At 69.4% G+C, this 19,109-nt stretch carries 18 protein-coding genes; 11 read left to right on the top strand and 7 right to left on the bottom strand.

Annotated features, from left to right (window positions below):
• Window positions 1-14: 14 nt before the first annotated feature.
• The 6 genes from ACN469_RS09360 to cysI are packed head-to-tail and all read left to right on the top strand — an operon-like array spanning window position 15 to window position 7,641.
• Entirely contained in the window at window positions 15-671 is a 657-nt protein-coding gene (locus ACN469_RS09360) for a precorrin-2 dehydrogenase/sirohydrochlorin ferrochelatase family protein (protein WP_498766293.1), read from the top strand.
• Complete coding sequence (gene cobA / locus ACN469_RS09355; protein WP_498766291.1) at window positions 668-1,468, top strand: uroporphyrinogen-III C-methyltransferase; 801 nt, start codon at window positions 668-670, stop codon at window positions 1,466-1,468. Before ACN469_RS09360 ends, cobA begins: the two co-directional genes overlap by 4 nt.
• Entirely contained in the window at window positions 1,461-2,378 is a 918-nt protein-coding gene (gene cysD, locus ACN469_RS09350; RefSeq protein ID WP_498766289.1) for a sulfate adenylyltransferase subunit CysD, read from the top strand. Before cobA ends, cysD begins: the two co-directional genes overlap by 8 nt.
• Window positions 2,378-4,087 (top strand): sulfate adenylyltransferase subunit 1, encoded by a 1,710-nt coding sequence (locus ACN469_RS09345; RefSeq protein WP_498766287.1) that lies wholly within the window; start codon window positions 2,378-2,380, stop codon window positions 4,085-4,087. The genes cysD and ACN469_RS09345 overlap by 1 nt, the downstream gene beginning before the upstream one ends.
• Entirely contained in the window at window positions 4,084-5,925 is a 1,842-nt protein-coding gene (locus ACN469_RS09340) for an assimilatory sulfite reductase (NADPH) flavoprotein subunit (protein ID WP_498766285.1), read from the top strand. Before ACN469_RS09345 ends, ACN469_RS09340 begins: the two co-directional genes overlap by 4 nt.
• A 24-nt stretch (window positions 5,926-5,949) precedes the next feature.
• Entirely contained in the window at window positions 5,950-7,641 is a 1,692-nt protein-coding gene (cysI, locus tag ACN469_RS09335) for an assimilatory sulfite reductase (NADPH) hemoprotein subunit (RefSeq protein ID WP_498766283.1), read from the top strand.
• Between the two features lie 13 nt (window positions 7,642-7,654).
• Here cysI and ACN469_RS09330 read toward each other — a convergent pair whose 3' ends face one another.
• From ACN469_RS09330 to ACN469_RS09320, 3 genes are read right to left on the bottom strand one after another with little or no spacing between them, the layout of a single operon-like run.
• Complete coding sequence (locus tag ACN469_RS09330) at window positions 7,655-8,251, bottom strand: HD domain-containing protein (RefSeq protein WP_498766281.1); 597 nt, start codon at window positions 8,249-8,251, stop codon at window positions 7,655-7,657.
• A gap of 45 nt (window positions 8,252-8,296) precedes the next feature.
• Window positions 8,297-9,355 (bottom strand): SDR family oxidoreductase, encoded by a 1,059-nt coding sequence (locus ACN469_RS09325; RefSeq protein WP_498766279.1) that lies wholly within the window; start codon window positions 9,353-9,355, stop codon window positions 8,297-8,299.
• On the bottom strand, window positions 9,352-10,551 hold the full coding sequence (locus ACN469_RS09320) for an MFS transporter (RefSeq protein WP_498766277.1): 1,200 nt from the start codon (window positions 10,549-10,551) through the stop codon (window positions 9,352-9,354). Before ACN469_RS09320 ends, ACN469_RS09325 begins: the two co-directional genes overlap by 4 nt.
• A 106-nt stretch (window positions 10,552-10,657) precedes the next feature.
• Between ACN469_RS09320 and ACN469_RS09315 the strand changes: the two genes are divergently transcribed.
• Window positions 10,658-11,563 (top strand): LysR family transcriptional regulator, encoded by a 906-nt coding sequence (locus ACN469_RS09315; protein ID WP_498766275.1) that lies wholly within the window; start codon window positions 10,658-10,660, stop codon window positions 11,561-11,563.
• A 15-nt stretch (window positions 11,564-11,578) separates the two neighbouring features.
• Here ACN469_RS09315 and ACN469_RS09310 read toward each other — a convergent pair whose 3' ends face one another.
• Window positions 11,579-12,043, bottom strand: coding sequence for an SMI1/KNR4 family protein (locus ACN469_RS09310; protein ID WP_498766301.1), 465 nt, complete (start codon window positions 12,041-12,043; stop codon window positions 11,579-11,581).
• 46 nt (window positions 12,044-12,089) lie between these two features.
• Window positions 12,090-12,953 (bottom strand): NAD-dependent protein deacetylase, encoded by an 864-nt coding sequence (locus ACN469_RS09305; RefSeq protein WP_498766273.1) that lies wholly within the window; start codon window positions 12,951-12,953, stop codon window positions 12,090-12,092.
• Window positions 12,954-13,262: 309 nt separating this feature from the next.
• On the opposite strand from ACN469_RS09305, the gene ACN469_RS09300 reads away from it, so the two are divergent.
• On the top strand, window positions 13,263-13,718 hold the full coding sequence (locus ACN469_RS09300; protein WP_498766271.1) for a GNAT family N-acetyltransferase: 456 nt from the start codon (window positions 13,263-13,265) through the stop codon (window positions 13,716-13,718).
• Window positions 13,719-14,003: 285 nt separating this feature from the next.
• A complete protein-coding gene (locus ACN469_RS09295) occupies window positions 14,004-15,581 on the top strand; it encodes a DUF1570 domain-containing protein (protein ID WP_498766269.1) in 1,578 nt (525 codons plus the stop codon).
• Here ACN469_RS09295 and coaA read toward each other — a convergent pair whose 3' ends face one another.
• Both coaA and ACN469_RS09285 read right to left on the bottom strand, forming a co-directional pair.
• Entirely contained in the window at window positions 15,582-16,532 is a 951-nt protein-coding gene (coaA, locus tag ACN469_RS09290) for a type I pantothenate kinase (RefSeq protein ID WP_498766267.1), read from the bottom strand. It abuts the gene before it with no gap.
• 64 nt (window positions 16,533-16,596) lie between these two features.
• The gene (locus ACN469_RS09285; protein WP_498766265.1) at window positions 16,597-17,328 is read right to left on the bottom strand and encodes a M90 family metallopeptidase; all 732 of its coding nucleotides are present in this window, start codon (window positions 17,326-17,328) and stop codon (window positions 16,597-16,599) included.
• A gap of 169 nt (window positions 17,329-17,497) precedes the next feature.
• Between ACN469_RS09285 and ACN469_RS09280 the strand changes: the two genes are divergently transcribed.
• Entirely contained in the window at window positions 17,498-18,862 is a 1,365-nt protein-coding gene (locus ACN469_RS09280) for a BamA/TamA family outer membrane protein (protein WP_498766263.1), read from the top strand.
• A 115-nt stretch (window positions 18,863-18,977) separates the two neighbouring features.
• Window positions 18,978-19,109 (top strand): RNA repair domain-containing protein (locus ACN469_RS09275; RefSeq protein WP_498766299.1); only part of this gene is annotated, 132 nt, incomplete at its 3' end.

Below are 19,109 nucleotides of genomic sequence, written 5' to 3'. Positions count from 1 at the left end.
CTGGGACCACGACCATGGCGACCGTCACCCCTGTCGACTATCCCGTGTGCCTCCGGTTGGAGGGCCGCCGCGTCCTGTTGGTGGGAGGCGGCACCATCGCCGAGGGCCGGGCCCTGGCCCTGCTCGAAGCGGGCGCGCGGCTCCACCTGGTGTCCCCCTATGTCACCGACACCCTCCGACGTCTGGCCGCCGAGGGCCGCCTGGAGTGGGAGCAACGGACGTATGCGACGGGCGATGCGAGCGGCCACGCGTTGGTGCTCGCCGCGACGGATGACCGCGCGGTGAATCAACGCCTCACCGCCGAGGCCCGCGAGCTGGGCCTGTGGGTGAACACGGCGGACGAGCCGGAGCTGTGTGACTTCACCCTGCCCTCGGTGGAGCGAAGAGGGCCCATCACCGTGGCGGTCTCCACCGCCGGGCAGGCCCCCGCGTTGGCGCGTCGCCTGCGGCGTGAGCTGGGGGCGCAGGTGGCGCCTCACCACGTGTGGCTGGCGAGGCTGAGCGGCTGGCTGCGCCGAAGGCTGCCTCGCGGGCCCGGACGGCAGCACCTGCTGAAGCGGCTGGTGGAGGGAGACCTTGGCGCGCTGCTCGCGCGCGGTGAGCGAGGGGCCGCGGTGGCCCGACTCCGCTCGGAACTGAAGACCTTCAAGTCGTCTGGAGAGTTCACATGAAGGAGTCGTCGAGAGGACGCGTGTACCTGGTGGGAGCGGGCCCTGGGGACCCAGAGCTGCTCACGCTGCGCGCGGCGCGCCTGCTGCGTGAAGCGGACACGGTGGTGCATGACCGCCTCATCCACCCCGGCGTCCTGGAGCATGCGCGTCCCCATGCGCGGCTCATCTACGTGGGCAAGGAAGGCGGGGGCGAGTCCGTACAGCAGGAAGACATCCACACCGTACTCATCGCCCAGGCACGACTCGGCCGCACCGTGGTGCGCTTGAAGGGAGGAGACCCGTTCGTCTTCGGTCGCGGAGGGGAGGAGGCCCTGGCCCTGGAGGCCGCGCGCATCCCCTACGAGGTGGTGCCCGGAATCTCCTCGGGCATCGCGGTCCCCGCTTCGGCCGGCATTCCCGTCACCCATCGGGACGTCTCAGGTGAGGTGACCTTCGCCACCGCGTTCCGCGCGGGTGGCGCGCCCGACTGGAGCTTCCTCGCACGCGCCCAGACGCTGGTGCTGTTCATGGCCGGAAACCGCCTGGAGGAAACCACTGCGGCGCTGGTCGCCGCCGGGCGAGCCGCCTCCACCCCAGCGGCGCTGGTCGAGGCAGGCACGTGGGAACACCAGCGCGTGGTGGAGGCCACCCTGGGAGACATCTCGCAAGAGGCGCGCAAGGCCGGGCTGGGCTCTCCCGCCCTGCTGGTGGTGGGCGAGGTCGTCGCGCTGCGAGCGCGGCTGCCCACGCTCGCGGCGGGGAATCACTCGAGGGCGGGGGACGCGCTTCCCCGGTTCGCGGAGGCGGGACATGACTGACGTGACGCACGCTCGCTCGACGCACCTGGCGGAGCTGGAGGCGGAGAGCATCCACATCCTGCGCGAGACGGTGGCGGAGTTCGCCAACCCGGTGATGCTCTACAGCATCGGCAAGGACTCGCAGGTGCTGCTGCATCTGGCGCGCAAGGCCTTCCACCCCGCGCCCCTGCCCTTCCCGCTGCTCCACGTCGACACGACGTGGAAGTTCCGGGACATGTACGCGTTCCGAGACTCCTTCGTCGCGCGCCACGGCCTGCGGCTGCTCGTGCATCAGAACCAGAAGGCGCTCGCCGAGGGCATCAACCCGTTCGACCACGGCAGCCAGAAGTACACGCACGCGATGAAGACGCAGGCGCTGCTGGAGGCGCTCGCGCTGCATGGCTTCGACGCGGCCTTCGGCGGGGCCCGTCGCGACGAGGAGAAGTCCCGCGCCAAGGAGCGCGTGTTCTCCTTCCGGGACAAGCATGGCCAGTGGGACCCGCGTCGACAGCGGCCGGAGCTGTGGAACCTGTTCAACGGCCGCGTGGACGCGGGCGAGAGCATGCGCGTCTTCCCGCTGTCCAACTGGACGGAGCTGGATGTGTGGCACTACGTCCTGCGCGAGAAGATACCCGTGGTGCCGCTCTACTTCGCCGCCGAGCGCCCCGTCATCGACCGGGGCGGCACGCTGCTGATGGTGGATGACGAGCGCATGCGCTTGCGTCCCGGGGAGAAGCCCACGCTCCGGAGGGTGCGCTTCAGGACGCTCGGCTGCTACCCGCTCAGCGGCGCCATCGAGTCCTCGGCCACCACGGTGGAGGCCGTCATCCACGAAATGGTCCACGCGCGACAGTCCGAGCGCCAGGGCCGACTCATCGACCACGACGAAGAAGGCTCCATGGAGCTGAAGAAGCGCGAGGGGTACTTCTGATGGACACCGCACTCCAGGCCGTCCTCGACGAGCACTCCCACCGCGCCCTGCTGCGGCTCGCGGTGGTGGGCTCGGTGGACGACGGCAAGTCCACGCTCATCGGTCGGCTCCTCTACGAGTGCGACGGACTCTTCGAGGACCAGATCTCCGCCGTGAGACGGGCCAGCGCGAAGCGGGCGGCGGCTCGCACGCAGGTTCCTCCGGAGCTGCTGGCCCAGGGGCTCAAGGCCGCGGCGGGCGCGGGTGACGACGAGGAGCTGGACTTCTCCCTCTTCACCGACGGCCTGCGCGCCGAGCGCGAGCAGGGCATCACCATCGACGTGGCGTACCGGTACCTGTCCACGTCGCGCCGGAAGATCATCATCGCGGACACTCCGGGGCACCTCCAGTACACGCGCAACATGGCCACGGGCGCCTCCACGGCGGACGCGGGCGTCATCCTGGTCGATGCTCGGCTGGGCGTGCTGCCGCAGACGCGTCGCCACGCGTACATCGCCTCGCTGCTGGGCATCCCCTACCTCGCGGTGGTGGTGAACAAGATGGACCTGGTGGGCTACGAGCGCGCGACGTTCGAGCGCATCGGCTCCGAGCTGGCGGACTTCGCGCACACGCTGGGCTTCGAGGGCGTGCGGCTGTTCCCCGTCAGCGCCAGCCGGGGCGACAACATCACCCGCCCCAGCCCTCGCACGCCCTGGCACGAGGGCGGCACGCTGCTGGGTTGGCTGGAGTCGCTTCCGCATCAGCGCCGGCTGGACGGCGCGCCCTTCCGCTTCCCCGTGCAGTACGTGCTGCGGCCCCACCAGGACTACCGGGGGCTCGCGGGACAGGTCGCGTCGGGCACGGTGCGCGTGGGTGACGAGGTGCAGGTGTTGCCCTCGGGGCGCAGGACGCGCGTGGAGGCCATCGACACCTTCGACGGCGCCAAGGCGGAGGCCTCCGCGACGGACTCCGTCACTCTGCGGCTCACGGACGACGTGGACGCCAGCCGGGGTGACTTGCTGGCCCATGTGGACCAGCCGCCCCTGGCGTTGCAGCACCTGGACGCGATGCTGGTGTGGTTCGGCGAGCAGCCACTGGACGTCACGCGCCGCTACCTGGTGAAGCAGACGACCCGCACGGCGCCCGCGCAGTTCGAGCGCGTGCTGTGGCGCAAGGACCTGGAGGAGCTGGCGGAGGTGCCCTCGGAGTCGCTGGCGCTCAACGACATCGGCCGCGTCCGGCTGGTGTGCCGCCGTCCCCTACTGTGCGACCCGTACCAGGAGAACCGGCGCACGGGCGCCTTCATCGTCATCGATGCGCTCACCCACGACACCGTGGGCGCGGGCATGGTGCTGGGCGCCGCGGAGTCCACAGCTCGCGCCGGGGCGTCGCTCGTCACGAGCGCCGAGCGACATGGGCGGCTGGGCCAGGTGGGTGCCATCGTCCTGCTCCCCGCCACGCCCGACGCGGCCAGTCGAGCCTTCGCGCTGGAGCACGAGCTGTTCAACCTGGGCCGGCATGTGGCCACCGTCCCCGGTGACGTGGAGGTGGCCCTGGCCCTGGCGCGCGCGGGCCTGTTCGCCCTGGTCTACTCGGAGGCGCCCCAGGTCCGGCGCGCGCTGCGCGAGGAAGCCCATGACGCGGGCACGGGCTGGTGGGAGTTGGCGGACGCCGAGGCCCCGGAGCAGTGGGTGCGGCGCCTTACCTTGACGCCGGAGAGCGGAACATGAGCGCCTCCTCTCCAGGCACTCTCAGCCTGTCCCCTCCGCCCTTCATCGACACACTGCTGGGCGCACAGAAGGGCGCGCTGCTGCTCGAACTGGTGGCGGGGTTGGACCCGGCCGCGCTGCACTGGCTGAGCGGCTATGCCGCGGGCCTCGCGGCGCGACCTGGTGTGGCCATCGCGACAAGCACCGTCAGCGTGGCACCCACGGCGACTCCCGCCGCGCCGCTCACCATCGTCTACGGCACGCAGACGGGAAACAGTCGGCTGGTCGCCGAGCGGCTCAAGCATCAGACGGAGAGCTCCGGACTTCCCGTGCGCATCATCCGGGCCAGTGAGTACCCGGTGCGGGAGTTGGCGCGCGAGAAGCTGCTGGCCGTGGTCATCAGCACGCAGGGAGACGGAGACCCGCCCGACGACGCACGCGGGTTCTGCGAGCACCTGCTGGGCAAGCGCGCGCCCCGACTCGAGGGCTTGAGCTACGCGGTGCTCGGACTCGGCGACTCCAGCTACCCGAAGTTCTGCGAGGTGGGACGGGCACTCGACGCACGACTGTCGGAGCTGGGCGCCACGCGGCTGGTGGAGCGCGCCGACTGCGACCTGGACTTCGAGCCCATCGCCACGGGCTGGCTGGACCAGACGCTCGCGCGGGCTCGCGAAACCATCGAGCCACGCACGCACGCCGTCGCCACCGTCGTCCCGCTGCGAGGCGCCACCGCCGCGCCCACCACCAGCAAGGAGGCGCCGTTCTCCGCCACCGTGCTGGTCAACCAGCGCATCACCGGACGGGGCGCGCTCAAGGACGTCCGCCACGTTGAAATCTCCCTCGAAGGCTCCGGCCTGGAGTACGCGCCGGGCGATGCCTTGGGAGTGTGGGCCCCCAATCCCCCGGAGCTGGTGGACGCCGTCCTGAAGCAGCAACGGCTGGATGGCGCCGAGCCCGTGACACGCGAGGGGAAGACGCTGCCGCTGGCGCTCTGGCTCGCGGAAGGTCTGGAGCTGACGCGGCTGAGCCTGCCCTTCCTGGAGCGCCACGCCGCGCTCGGCGCGAGCACGGTGCTCCAGTCCCTGCTGGCGCCAACGGGCGCGGACGCCTTCCGCGCGCTCCTCAAGAGCCACCAGGTCATCGACGTGCTTCGTCAGCACCCCGCGCCCTGGAGCGCGAAGGAGCTGGTGCTCGCGCTGCGCAAGCAAACGCCCCGGCTGTACTCGATTGCCTCCAGCCCCAAGCGCGTGGGCGAGGAGGCTCACCTCACGGTGGCGGTGGTCGACTACACGGCCTTTGGCGAGCGTCACCTCGGCGCCGCGTCGTCCCACCTGGCCACGCGCGGGGCGGACGGGGACTCGGTGCGAATCTTCGTGGAGCGCAACGAGCGCTTCCGGCTGCCGGAGGACCTGGACCGGGACGTGGTGATGATTGGCCCCGGCACGGGCGTGGCGCCCTTCCGGGCCTTCGTGCAGGAGCGCGCGGAGGTCGGCGCGCGCGGACGAAACTGGCTGTTCTTCGGCGAGCAGCACTTCCGCAGCCAGTTCCTCTACCAGTCGGAGTGGCAGGAGGCCCTGAAGAAGAAGACGCTCCACAAGTTGTCCCTGGCCTTCTCCCGCGACACGGCGGCGAAGGTCTACGTGCAGCACCGCCTGCGCGAGTCCGGCAAGGAGCTCTATTCCTGGCTGGAAGGTGGAGCCCACCTCTACGTCTGCGGCGATGCCCAGCGCATGGCCCCGGATGTCCACGCCGCCCTGGTGGACGTCATCGCCGAGCACGGTGGCCGGAGCCGAGAGGACGCCGAGGACTGGCTCAAGACGCTGCGCGACGAGCGGCGCTACCTGCGTGACGTCTACTGAATCCTTCTGCCTGTGAGCAAAGACATGAGCACCCAGCCCAAGCCCCTCTCCGAAGTGGAGCACATCAAGGCGAACAGTCGACTGCTGCGGGGGACGCTGGCGGAGAGCCTGGCGGACCCCGTGACGGGCGCCATCGCCACGCCGGACACCAGCCTCATCAAGTTCCACGGCAGCTATCAGCAGGATGACCGCGACCTCCGTGAGGAGCGTCGACAACAGAAGCTGGAGCCGGACTACAGCTTCATGCTGCGCACCCGGCTGCCTGGTGGCGTCTGCACCGCGGCGCAGTGGCTCGTGATGGACGGGCTCGCGCGGGAGCACGCCAACGGCACCCTGCGCATCACCACACGGCAGGCGTTCCAGTTGCACGGCATCCTCAAGGGAGACCTCAAGCCGACGATTGCGCGCATCAACACCTCCCTCATCGACACGCTGGCCGCCTGCGGCGACGTCAATCGCAACGTGCTGTGCAACCCCAACCCCGTGGACACCCGCGTCCACGCGGTGGTGTACGACTGGGCAGTGCGCCTGTCCGAGCACCTGCTGCCGAAGACTCGCGCGTACTACGAGCTGTGGCTGGATGAAGAGAAGGTGGCCGGCGGCGAGGAGGAGCCCCTGTATGGGGCCACGTACCTGCCCCGGAAGTTCAAGGCCGCCGTCGCGGTGCCACCCGAGAACGACGTGGACCTGTTCGCTCAGGACCTGGGCTACATCGCCATCATCGAGGACGGCGTCCTCCAGGGCTTCAACGTCGCGGTGGGCGGCGGCCTCGGCGCGACACACGGTGACGCCAACACCTTCCCCAGGTTGGCGGACGTCCTGGGCTTCGTGCCTCCCGAGAGGATGCTCGTGGTGGCCGAGGAGGTGCTGAAAATCCACCGCGACTTCGGAGACCGGGGCAACCGCAAGCGCGCGCGGTTGAAGTACGTCCTCGAGGACCGGGGCGTCGCCTGGTTCAAGGAGGAGCTGGAGCGCCGGCTCGGCTTCGCGCTGGAGCCCACGCGGCCCTTCACCTTCGAGCACAATGGAGACCGCTTCGGCTGGCGAGAAGGCCATGACGGGCGCTGGCACCTGACGCTGCACCTGGACAGCGGCCGTATCGCGGACCGGCCCGGCGCGCCGCACCTCACGGGGCTGCGCGAGATTGCACAGATTCATGGGGGCGACTTCCGGCTGACGCCCAACCAGAACCTCGTCATCGCGGGCGTTCCCCCTGAGTCCAAGGAGCACATCGACGCGATTGTCCGAGCGCACGGCCTGGAGAGCTTCCGCACCGCCAGCCCGCTGCGGCGCAACGCGCTCGCCTGCGTGGCGCTGCCCACGTGCGCCCTGGCCATGGCCGAGGCGGAGCGCTACCTGCCGACCTTCGTCGAGCGCGTGGAGACGCGGCTCGTGGCGCATGGACTCCAGGATGCCAACATCCTGCTGCGCATCACCGGCTGCCCCAATGGCTGCGCGCGCCCGTACCTCGCGGAGATTGGCCTCGTGGGCAAGGCCCCCGGTCGCTACAACCTGCACCTGGGCGGCGATGCCCGGGGCCAGCGACTCAACCAGCTCGTGCGAGAGAACATCGACGAGGAGACCATCCTCGCGGTGCTGGAGCCGCTGTTCGCGGGGTTTGCACGCGAGCGCCAGCAGGGCGAGGGCTTCGGCGACTACCTGGTGCGAGCGGGGCACGTCCCCGCGCCACCCACCCGCGCACCCCGGGCCGCCTGAGCGAACTCCCGGCTCACGCGCCGAACAAGCCGCGCTGGCGGGCCTCTTCGAGTCGGCCCTCCAGGTACTCCCACAAGGCGGGGCAACCCGCCTGGATGGGAGGAGCGATGCGCGCCACCACCCGCGCGTGGCTGATGCCGTTCTCTCGCCAGCTCTGTCCCTCGTTGGCGAGGTTCAGCAGCACCGGCATCGCGCGGTCCACCGCATGGGCATAGCGGGCCTCGGGGGTCTCCCCCGCTTCGAACTCCTTCCACAACGCCAGGAAGGCGGGCCCGTGAGGTGGCGGCAGCAGGCCGAAGATGCGCTCCGCCGCCGCCAGCTCCGCCGCCTTGCGCTCCTTCCAGCCGCCCTCGACGAAGGCCATCGTGTCGCCAGTGTCGATTTCTCCCACGTCATGCACCAGGAGCATCCGGACCACGCGGTCCAGGTCGATGCCCGCTGGCGCATGCTGGGACAGGGAGAGGGCCAGCATGGCCAACTGCCAGCTGTGCTCCGCGGAGTTCTCGTAGCGAGCAAGCCCCAGCGGCTTCACCTTGCGAGTCACACCCTTGAGCTTGTCCAGCTCCAGGATGAAGCCGATGACCTGCTGCATTCCGTCGCCGTGAGCCATGCGGGGATTGTTCCCCACGCCCCAGGCGCACTCAACTTCCAAGCGTCAGGGGATGACCTTCGCGCGGCGGAGGTCGTCGAAGAGGCGCAGGAACATGGCCTCGGTGTCGACGAACTCGTGGAAGCCGAGGCGCCGCGCCTTGGTGCCGTCGGCGAACATGTCGTAGTCCCACGAGAAGACGAAGTCCGCGAAGCGCCAGGAGGACACGTCCTGGAAGGAGTGGCCCGCCAGCCCGTGCTTCGCCGTCATCGCCTCCCACAACGGCGCCTTGTCCGCCATGGCGACGTCGAGCGACATCGGGAGCGGAGGCGCGACCTCCAGTCCGAAGTAGCGCGCGAGCTTCGGCCACAGCTCGCTCCAGCGGAACAGGTCTCCGTTGTTGATGTTGAAAGCCTGGTTCGCGCAGCGCGCCTCCGTCGCCGCCCACACCGTCGCCTTCGCGAGCAGTCCCGCGTCGGTCATCTCCAGCAACGAGTGGTACGCGCCGGGCTTGCCAGGGAAGCGCAGCGGCAACCCCAGCTCCTTGGAGATGGACGCATAGACGGCAATCGCCAGCGCCAGGTTCATCGGATTGCCGAGCGCGACGCCGCCCACCACCGACGGACGCAGCGCGGTCCACGTCCACGCCTTGCCCTTCTGCCGCTGTTCGAGGAAGCGCTGCTGGTCCACGTTGAACTCGGGCGGCAGGTGGTCGGGGTCCGTCTCCCGCGCCGGAGTCTTGAAGGGCCCCAGGTGCGCGCCGTAGACCTTGTACCCCTGCATGAGGCTGACGTGGCGCAGCCCCTCGGCCACGGGTTCGATGGCCTCCACCACATTGACGAGCATCGCGAGGTTGGGAGCGACGAGCTCCGCCCACGTCGGCCGCTCCTGATACGCGGCATAGAAGACGTGCGTCACGAGGCCCAGGTCCGCCAGCTTCACCCGAGTGTCCTCCGCGTCGAGCAGGTCCACCTGCACGTGCCGCACACGCGCGGTGGCAGGGCCCCCTCGCCGGGACAGGCCGATGACGTCCCAGTCCCCCAGTGACGCGAGGTGCTCGATGAGGTTGCGGCCGATGACACCCTGCGCGCCCACCACGAGGGCGACCTTGTCGGGGGCGCTCATGACACACCTCCCTGAAGCACTCGCGCTCCTGGAGCACCGGGGCGCCGCTCGCGAGACTCCAGGCGCAGCGCCACCAGCACGACGAGGATGGCGGACACTGGCACCAGCGCGGACACCCAGGTGACAGCGCCCAGTCCCGGGCCTCGGTCGATGATGACGCCGCCGAACCAGGCACCCAGCGCGTTGCCCAGGTTGAAGGCGCCGATGTTGAGGCTCGACGCGAGGCTCTGGCCGGCCCCTTCCGCCTTCTCCAGCACCCACATCTGGAGCGGCGGCACCGTGGCGAAGGCCGCCGCGCCGAACAGGCCGACGGCGATGACGGTGAGGACGCGGTCATGCAGGACGAAGGTCATCCCGAACAGCACCAGCGCCAGCACCGCGAGGGTGCCGAGGATGGCGGGCACCAGCCGCCGGTCCGCGAGCCTTCCTCCCACCAGGTTGCCCACCACCAGCCCACCGCCGAACACGAGCAGGATGGGAGACACCGCCGACGGCGAGAAGCCGCTGAGCCGCGTCAGGAGGGGCGCGATGAAGGTGAACACGGTGAACACCCCGGCGAAGCCGAGCACCGTCGTCAGCAGCCCCAGCAACACCGGCCGTCGGCCCAGGGCCCGCAGGTCGGCGCGCCAGTCGCTCGCCTCGGGTGCCGCCTCGTCGCGCGGGACGAACAGGGCAATCACCGCCACGGCGAGCAGACCAATCACCGCCACGGCCCAGAACGTCGAGCGCCACCCGAGTGACTGTCCCAGCCACGTGCCCAGCGGAACGCCGAGGATGTTGGCCACCGTCAGGCCGGTGAACATGATGGCGATGGCCGACGCGCGCTTGTCCGCCGGCACCAGGCCAGTGGCCACCACGGACCCCACGCCGAAGAACGTTCCATGCGAGAGCGCGGTCAGCACCCGAGCGGCCATCAGCGTGCCGTAGGTGGGAGCCAGCGCGCAGCCGACGTTGCCCAGCGTGAAGATGACCATCAGACCCAGGAGCACGTGCTTGCGGGACCAGCGGCCCGTCAGCACGGTGAGCACCGGGGCGCCGGCCACGACGCCCAGGGCGTAGCCGGAGATGAGCAGGCCCGCGGTGGAGATGGAGACACCCAGGTCAGTGCCCACCTCCAGCAACAAGCCCATGATGACGAACTCCGTGACGCCGATTCCAAAGGCGCCCGCGGTCAATGCGAACAAGGCCAGCGGCATGATTCGCGGCCCTCCCGTGAAGAAGTTGGATGGGCCCTTGTATGGACGGCGCGAATTCGGTGCGGTAGAGCCGCGCGCGGAATAGGACTTGTGAGTTCGGCTCACCATGGCTCGACTGGACGTCAATCGCTTCGGAGAGATGGAAGTCTTCGTGAAGGTGGTGGAGCTGGGAGGCTTCTCCGCCGCGGCGAGGGCGTTCCGGATGACTCCCTCGGCGGTGAGCAAGCTGGTGGCCCGGCTGGAGCAGCGGCTGGGAGCCCGGCTGGTCAACCGCTCCACCCGCTCGCTCCAGCTCACCCCGGAGGGCTGCGGCTTCTACGAGCGGAGCGTGCGAATCCTCGGCGAGCTCGACGAGGCCGAGCGCGGGGCCGCCGCGAGCGACGAGCCGAGTGGACGACTGCGCGTCAACACCAACCCGGCCTTCGGGCGCTGCATCCTCATCCCCCTGCTGCCCGGCTTCCTCGCGCGATATCCCTCGGTGACGGTGGACCTCACGCTGACGGACAAGCTCATCGACCTGCTCGATGAGCGCACGGACGTGGCGATTCGCGCCGGGCAGCTCAAGGACTCCCAACTCACCGCGCGCAGGCTGGGTGAGACGCGGATGGTCATCGTCGGCGCGCCGGACTACTTGAAGCGCCAGGGTGTGCCGAAGACGCCGGGAGAGCTGGCGTCACACAACCGACTGGGCTTCAGCTACGCGCGCGCCATCGAGGGCTGGCCCCTTACGGAGTCCTCCTCGCAGCTCTCCCTCGCACCGGTCGGCAACGTCCAGGCGAGCGACGGGGAAGCGCTGCGACAGCTCGTGCTGGCGGGAGTGGGACTGGCGCGACTGGCGCGCTTCCAGGTGAAGGACGACCTGGACGCGGGCCGCCTCGTGACGGTGCTCGAGGAGCACAACCCTGGCGACACGGAGGCCATCCACGCCCTCTTCCTGAGCCAGGGCGGACACCTTCCCGCGCGCGTGCGGGCCTTCGTGGATTACCTCACGACACACGTGCGCCTGCCCTGAGCCACGACGAAGACTTCAGGGCTGGAGCCAGAACCAGCGTCCTTTTGACCGTAACGCCCCTGCCAAGAACGCTCCGAAGGACGCGGCGATTTGAGGGCAGTAGTCTGGCGCGGGGAACATTTCGCGGAAGCCGTCGCGAATGGGATAGCAGCCGTTCTCCTGATGGCTCACGTCGAGCAGGATGTAGTTGCTCTCCCTGACTTCACAGATGGAATACCAGTCAGCGGGCCCCGCCTTGTCGGTATCGTCCTTCAGGATGACGACGCGCCCTCGGCGAATCTCCTTCAGCGGCAGAAACCGATAAGCGGGGTCGTGTCGTTCAAAGAGGATTGCTCCATCGCAGTGCAGGTAGAAGGCGCGCAGGTCCGGGTCCAGAGTCCACCCCGCTGCCTTCTCGAACGCCTCGATTTGGGCTGGCGTCGCTGGCGCGTTGGGGATGTGCAGGCGGGACACTTCGTCGAGCAGAGGTGTCATGGACACGGGGATACTCTCGCTCAGGGCTTGACCCTGATGCACGGTGGAGTCCTCAGCTTCGCGTCAGCGCCTGAGCCAGTCGCGGCAGCACGTCCCCGGCGCTCGCCTCCACGCACAGGTCCGCCAGCTCCACGCCACGGCACTCGCCAATGTTGACGATGGCGATGGGCACGTGGCGCTCGGCGGCGCGCACCAGGAAGCGATAGCCGGAGTAGATGGCGAGCGACGAGCCCACCACCAGCAGCGCGTCTCCCTCCTCCAGCAAGGCAAACGCCTCCGCCACCGTGGGCGCGGGCACGTTGTCGCCGAAGAACACCACGTCCGGCTTCAACGTCCCGCCGCAGCGCACGCACGCGGGCACCTGGAAGGATTGGAGCGCCTCCGAGGTCAGCTCCGCGTCTCCGTCCGGCCGCAGCTCCAGCACCTCGTGGGCGAAGTCCGGGTTGAGAGCCAGGAGGCGCGCCTGGAGGTCCCCTCGTGCCTCCTGCGTCCCGCAGTCGAGACAGCGCACCCGCGCCAGGGCGCCGTGCAACTCGATGACGCGTGAGCTGCCCGCGGCATGGTGGAGCCGGTCCACGTTCTGGGTGATGAGCCCCGGCACATGTCCGCTTCGCTCCAGCGCGGCCAGCGCCTGGTGCGCGGGATTCGGGTGGGCGGAGGCGAAGCGGGGCCAGCCGAGCAGGCTCCGGGCCCAGTAGCGAGCCCGCACCTCGGGACGCTGGAGGAACTCCCGGTGCTGAATGGGATTGCGCGCGCGGGCCCGCGTTCCCGGCCCCCGGTAGTCCGGGATGCCCGACTCGGTGCTGCACCCAGCCCCCGTGAGCACCACGGTTCGCCGTCCTCGCAGCAACGAGACCAGCGCATCCACGTCCTGGCTGGCCCCGGGAACAAGCGACGTCTGCGACGGAGGGTTCATGGCGGCCTACGTATAATGGCCTCCCCGGCGCCTTGCCCAGACTCTCTGTCATGCCTGTGCAACCCTCGGCCGTGCCTCCCACCCCGCGGGGCAGACCGGCGGCCGGGCCTCTGCTCGCGGACCTGTCGAAGCTCCACGTCGAGCACGAAGCACTCGAAGCCGCGAGACAGGCGCTCCAGCGCGCCGTCGACATCGTCCAGCCCCCCCCGCGGGAGGGCTCAACGTGTTGCTGCCGGAGGTCCCCGGCGGAGAATCCCGCACCGCCTGAGCCTCCGCGCGGACCGCGCATCCGTGGTAGACGCCTTGCGCATGCCGAACTGGCAATGGAAGGCGTTCTCGGAGCTGACGCTGGACGAGCTGTATGACGTGCTCGCGCTGCGGCAGGAGGTGTTCGTGGTGGAGCAGAAGTCGCTCTATCTGGACGTGGACGGCCTGGACAGGAGCGCGGACCACCTCCTCGCCCATGAGGGCAACGTCCTCGCCGCCTACCTGCGCATCCTCCCGCCCGACGTGAAGTTCCCGGGTGCCACCAGCCTGGGCCGCGTGGTGACGTCGCCCAAGGTACGAGGCCGGGGCCTGGGCCGCGAGCTGACGGAGCGCGGCATCGCCCGACTCGAAGCGCTCTACCCCGACTCCGACATCCGCATCTCCGCGCAGGAGTACCTGCGGGCCTTCTACGCGAGCCTCGGCTTCGTCGCGGAAGGTGACATCTACGACGAGGACGGCATCCCGCACATCGAGATGGTCCGCCGTCCTCGCCGTTGAACCACCGACGCGCGTGGCGACAGGCGCGCGGCAAGGGGAAGTACGGTGACGTGTCCTGGTGGACACGGGCGGGCAAGACCTCGGATGACCTGACTTCGTCGGTACTCCCGAGGACGCCCACGCGAGCGGCAACAGGTCGGAAAACGCGAGCAGTCCCACGGCATATCGACTCACGGAGAAGACCCCTTCACGCAAGGGCTCTCGCGCTGGACCCGCGGCCACACGGGTTACACTCGGACCGTCCTCGCGACGACTCGCGGGGCTGGACGAAGGAGCGTGTGCGTCGTGCGCCCCAGTGTGGTGATGACGGTCCTGCTCATGAGCCTGGTGTCGGGCGCCTGGGGCTGTGTCGTGGGCCCCCGCTTCACCCGCTGCCCCGGTGAGGGCGGACGTGCCTGGGTGGAGCTGGACAGCGAGCACTACACGCTGCGCACCGACCTGGCACCCGAGCAGGCCCGCGAGGCCATGAGCGTCCTGGAGCACACGCGCGTCGCGCTGCTCGCGGGCATGTGGCCCGGTGCGCTCCGCCAGGAGATGGCGAAGGTGCTCGTCTATGTCCTCGCGGACCCGAGAGAGTTCGAGGGCCTCTACCCTCGCCGCGTGCGCGCGTTCTTCTACAAGTCGGACACGGAGGCGCTCATCGTCCTGTCCGGCCCGCCCGCGAAGTGGTCCCAGCAATACTCGGGGCTGTCGGAGGACTCCTCCTCCCGGCTCAATCACGAGCTCGCGCACTACCTCAGCACGTATGTCATGCAGCGCCAGCCGCTGTGGCTGTCCGAAGGGCTGTCCGAGTACCTGGAGACGCTGCACCTGTCGCAAGACGGCAGACATGCGGTGCTCGGCACGCCCAACTGGAGCGCCTACCATCTGACGCGGTCGATGCTGAAGCGCTCGGTGGACAGCGTCCATCCCCCCGTGATGATGCGCAGGGTGCTCGACTGGCAACCCGGTCTGGACGCGGAGGAGCAAGAGCGGGAGATCGGCATCATGTATGCCGGGAGCTGGCTGCTCGTGCACTGGCTGCGACACACCCGCCCCGAGCGCTTCACCGAATACCAGACGCTGCTCGGGAGAGGCGTCGACCCCCAGGTGGCGCTGCGACAGGCCCTGCCGGAGCTGGAGAGCGACTCCCTGGACCAGACGCTGCTGGACTACGTGCGAGACCTCCGCTCCGCGTCGCGGCGACAGGTGACGGTACCGACGACGAGCACGGCCTTCATCGAGCGCGTGTTGGATGACGCGGAGGTCCACGCGTCCCGCGCGAAGCTGGCGGCGCTCGGCGCGCACATGGCTCAGCAGGAATCACTGGTGAAGAACCGCCGCAAGCTGTCCCAGCAGGAGCTTGCGGAGGCACTCCAACTGGACCCGACGGGACTGCCAGCCCTCACGGTGAAGCAGCAGGAGGCACCACCCGAGGAGCGGCTCGCGCTCGCGAGGACGGCCGTGCGCGCGCACCCCGACGAGAGCGGGGCGTGGCTGCTGCTGGCGGCGGCGCTGGAGCCCGACAAGCACTCCGCCGAAGAGCGCGAGGCCGCGTACAAGAGAGCCCTCGAACTGGAGCCCCGGAGCACCTACGCGGCGAGCGGACTGGCGTGGCTGTACGTCACCCAGGGTCGCTTCGTGGAGGCCTTGCCCCTGGCGCAGTGGGCTGTCTCGCTCGCCCCCTGGAGCACGCCCGCCCTGGACACGCTCGCGATGACCCTGGCCGGACAAGGCCGCTGCGCGGAGGCGCTCCAGTTGGAGCAGCGGGCCATGGGGCTGGTCCAGGAGCAGGAGGACTCGACGATGAAGACGCGGCTGCGCGCGCGCCTCGCGGGCCTGGAGGACGGCTCGCTGTGCACGGCGCCCGCTCCGACGCCGTGACTACAGCTTGCGCAGCCGCACGCGCTTCACCTTGTGGTCCGGGCCCTTGAGCAGGATGAGCCGGGCGCGCGAGCGCGTGGGCGCGATGTTCTGCGCCAGGTTGGGGCCGTTGATGTCACCCCACACGGACTCGGCCATGGCGACGGCCTCTTCCTTCGTCAGGTCCGAGTAGCGACGGAAGTAGCTGCGCTCGTCGCGAAACGCCGTCTGCTGGAGCCGCAGGAAGCGGTCCACGTACCAGCGGCGGATGTCCTGCTCGCTCGCGTCCACGTAGATGGAGAAGTCGAAGAAGTCCGACAGGAACGTGTGCGGCACCCGCTGCCCGGTGGCGCCGGACTGGAGGACGTTGAGCCCTTCCAGGATGAGGATGTCGGGCTGGCGGATGACCTTCGCCTCGTCGGGCACCACGTCGTAGACGAGATGGGAGTAGACCGGCGCCGACACCTCCGCGCGCCCCGCCTTCAGCTCCGCGAGCAGGCGCACCAGCGCGCGCCGGTCATAGCTCTCCGGGAAGCCCTTGCGCTTCATCAGCCCGCGCTCGGTGAGGATGCGGTTGGGGAAGAGGAAGCCGTCCGTCGTCACCAGCTCCACGCGCGGGTGGTCCGGCCACCGGGCGAGCAGGGCCTGGAGGATGCGGGCCGTGGTGCTCTTGCCCACCGCCACGCTGCCGGCGATGGCGATGATGAACGGCACCTTGCGCGTGGAGCCGCCCAGGAACGCCTGCTGCTCCATCCACAGCCGCTGCGCCGCGGCCACCTGGAGGTTCAGGAGCCGTGACAGGGGCAGGTAGACCTCCGAGACCTCTTCCAGGTCCAGTTGTTCTCCCAGGCCTCGCAGACCGTCCAGGTCCTCCGTCGTGAGCGTCAGCGGGGTGGACTCGCGCAGCGCCCGCCAGGCTTCGCGCTCCAGCTCGACGAACATGGACACCGAGGGCGCGGCGGGTGCGGACATTGAGTGTCTCTCCTCCGGATGCTTGATACCGCGCCTACCACAGCGCCGCGGTCCGCGCGCGGACTCAGGTGCCCGAAGCCGGGTCCCAGCCGTAGAAACGCTTCAGCTCTTCATACAAATCGGGCGTCTTCTCGCGCATCTTCACGGGCCGCTCGAAGAAGTTCTCGGTGGCCACCGCGAAGAACTCCGCCTCGTTGACGGCGCCGTAGTCATCCAGCACCTGGCGCTCCCGGGAGCGTCCCTCCTGGAGCCCGTGGTAGTGCTCGCTCATCACCGCGGCCCAGGTCCGATAGTGCGAATAGCTGCGCAGCTTCGGCGTCCCGTCGAAGGCGCCGTCCGCGCGGTCCAGGACGTGGGCGAACTCGTGCGTGGCGGTGTCGTGGCCGTCGTCCGGATTGCGCAGGCCACCGAGCACCGCCGCCCAGGAGAGGATGACGGAGCCCCAGTTCTTCGCCTCGCCGAGCACCACGCCCGTGCGGTCCGGCAGCAGGAAGGCGTCGGGGTAGACGATGACTTCGCGCAGCCGGTCGTAATAGGCCAGGTCCAGGTGCACCACGAGCTGCACGGCGGTGGCGGACACGACGACGCGAATCTCGTCGGTGATTTCGAGCCCGCCAGCGCCGATGAACTCCTTCTCCCAGGCGAAGACCTTCAGCTTGGAGAGGAAGTCCTCGCGCAGCGCGGGCGACAGCGTGGCGAAGAAGGGCACTCGCGCGTCGAGATGACCGAGCCAGTCGGGAGGAAAGGGTCGACGCATGAGACGTCGGCGCCGGAGCTGACGAAAGAGGCCGGTCATTCGGTCCGCGCCCCGGGGACCCCAGGGCTTCCTGGCGACAGGCATACCAAATGTTTCGCGGAAGTTCCTTGTCCACAGTCCGTGACCCCACCGGGCGCGGGGGGCGGTAGGGTGGCCCCCTGGGTCCAGGCCGGCGGCCCCGAGGCAGTCACGGGACGTGCGACGAGTCATGAGCAGACGTGTGGCGAAGTGGTGCGCGGCGCTGGGAATCGCCTTGTTTTCGGGGCAGGCGGGCGCGCAGGGACCGGGGCAGGTGGTGGACGAGGTCGTGGTGCGAGGCCCCGAGAAGACGCGACCAGAGACGGTGCGCTCGTATTCGCGCATCGACGCCGGCGACGAAATCACCTTCGAGGAGCTGGACAAGGTGGAGCGGCGGCTGGTGGCCACCGGCCTGTTCCAGGAGGTGAAGGCGCGACTCGAGCCCACGGGACCCCACCGCGTGCGCCTCATCCTGGAGGTGGAGGACAAGGCGTCCTGGGTGGTGGCTCCGACGTTCGCGCTGTCCTCGGACAACGTCGGCGGCGGCCTCTTGTACGCGGAGAACAATCTCTGGGGACGGGCCAAGAAGTTCGCGACGGCCGCGCAGGTGAGCACGGCGGAGAGCGGCATCTTCGCTGGCTACCTGGACCCGAACCTCTTCGGACTGCCGCAGCTGCGCTTCAGCCTGGAGGGCCAGCTGCGCAGCGACCGCATGGACGAGTACCAGCCCGGCGCGGGACAGGAGGACCCGCTGGTCGTGCGGCGCACGCGAATCAACTCGGCGTCCATCTCCAGCGAGCTGGGGGTGATGCTCTTCGAGCGCGTGCGCGCCGCCGTGAAGTACCGGCTGATGAGCATCGACGCGAAGTCCCCGGACCCGGAGAAGGAGTTCACCACGCCCGCGTTCTCCACAGGACCGTCGCAGCGAGATGCCTCACTGCGCCTGATGGTGGGAATCGACACGCGGCAGAACCTCCACGCGGTGATGGAGGGCATCAACCTGGAGGCGTCCTACGAGGTGTCGAACCCGGGCGTGTGGAGCGAGTTCCGCTACGAGCGCTTCGGGTTGCTGTACCGCCATGGCCTGCGCCTCTTCGAGGAGCACAACCTGGTGCTACGGGGCGAGGCCGCCGCGGGCGTGGACCTGCCCTTCCACCAGGAGCTGGTGATGGGAGGCAATGGCCTGCGGGGCTTCGTCCACCGTCAGTTCCGAGGCGACACCCGGCTGTCCTTCATCGCCGAGTACCACTTCCCCCTCTTCACCATCCGCTCCCTGTCCTTCCGGGGCGTGGGCTTCTCCGACACCGGGTTGATGGTGTGGCGACAGCTGCCCGAAGACCGCGAGCTGCGGGACGTGAACGGGCGCGTGGTGCGCGGGTATCTCCCGGACAGCCAGAGCGGCCTGAAGGGCTCCACCCTGGCGCAGGGCGTGGGCGCGGGGCTGCGCCTCTATCTGCGCAACCTGGTGCTGCCCCTGGTGGGGGTGGATGCCGCCTACGGCGTCAACTCGGGGGAGTTCCGTTTCTATCTGGTGGCGGGAGTGAACCCGTCCTGAAGCAGACTGTCAGCCGGACTGGTGGAGTGGCGTCAGGTGCGACGCCTCCGCTGGCCGTACTGCCCGAGGTCTGGTGTCGTCAGCGGAAGTTCCCCTTCTCTTGTGAGTGCTCGCCATGTCCCAGGAACGCTTCACGACGAGCCGCGAGGTGTACCACCGCATCCGGTGGGACCCTCGCCTGGAGGCTCGCGAGTTCGTCATCGGCTACGACGCGCACGGCGAGGTCCTGGACGAGATGCCCTTCGAG

Origin of the sequence: Corallococcus terminator (assembly GCF_049194865.1) — a bacterium.
GTDB classification, from domain to species: Bacteria; Myxococcota; Myxococcia; order Myxococcales; family Myxococcaceae; genus Myxococcus; species Myxococcus terminator_A.
Note: the sequence above shows the minus strand (reverse complement) of the source record. Positions and strands in the feature narration are given on the sequence as shown.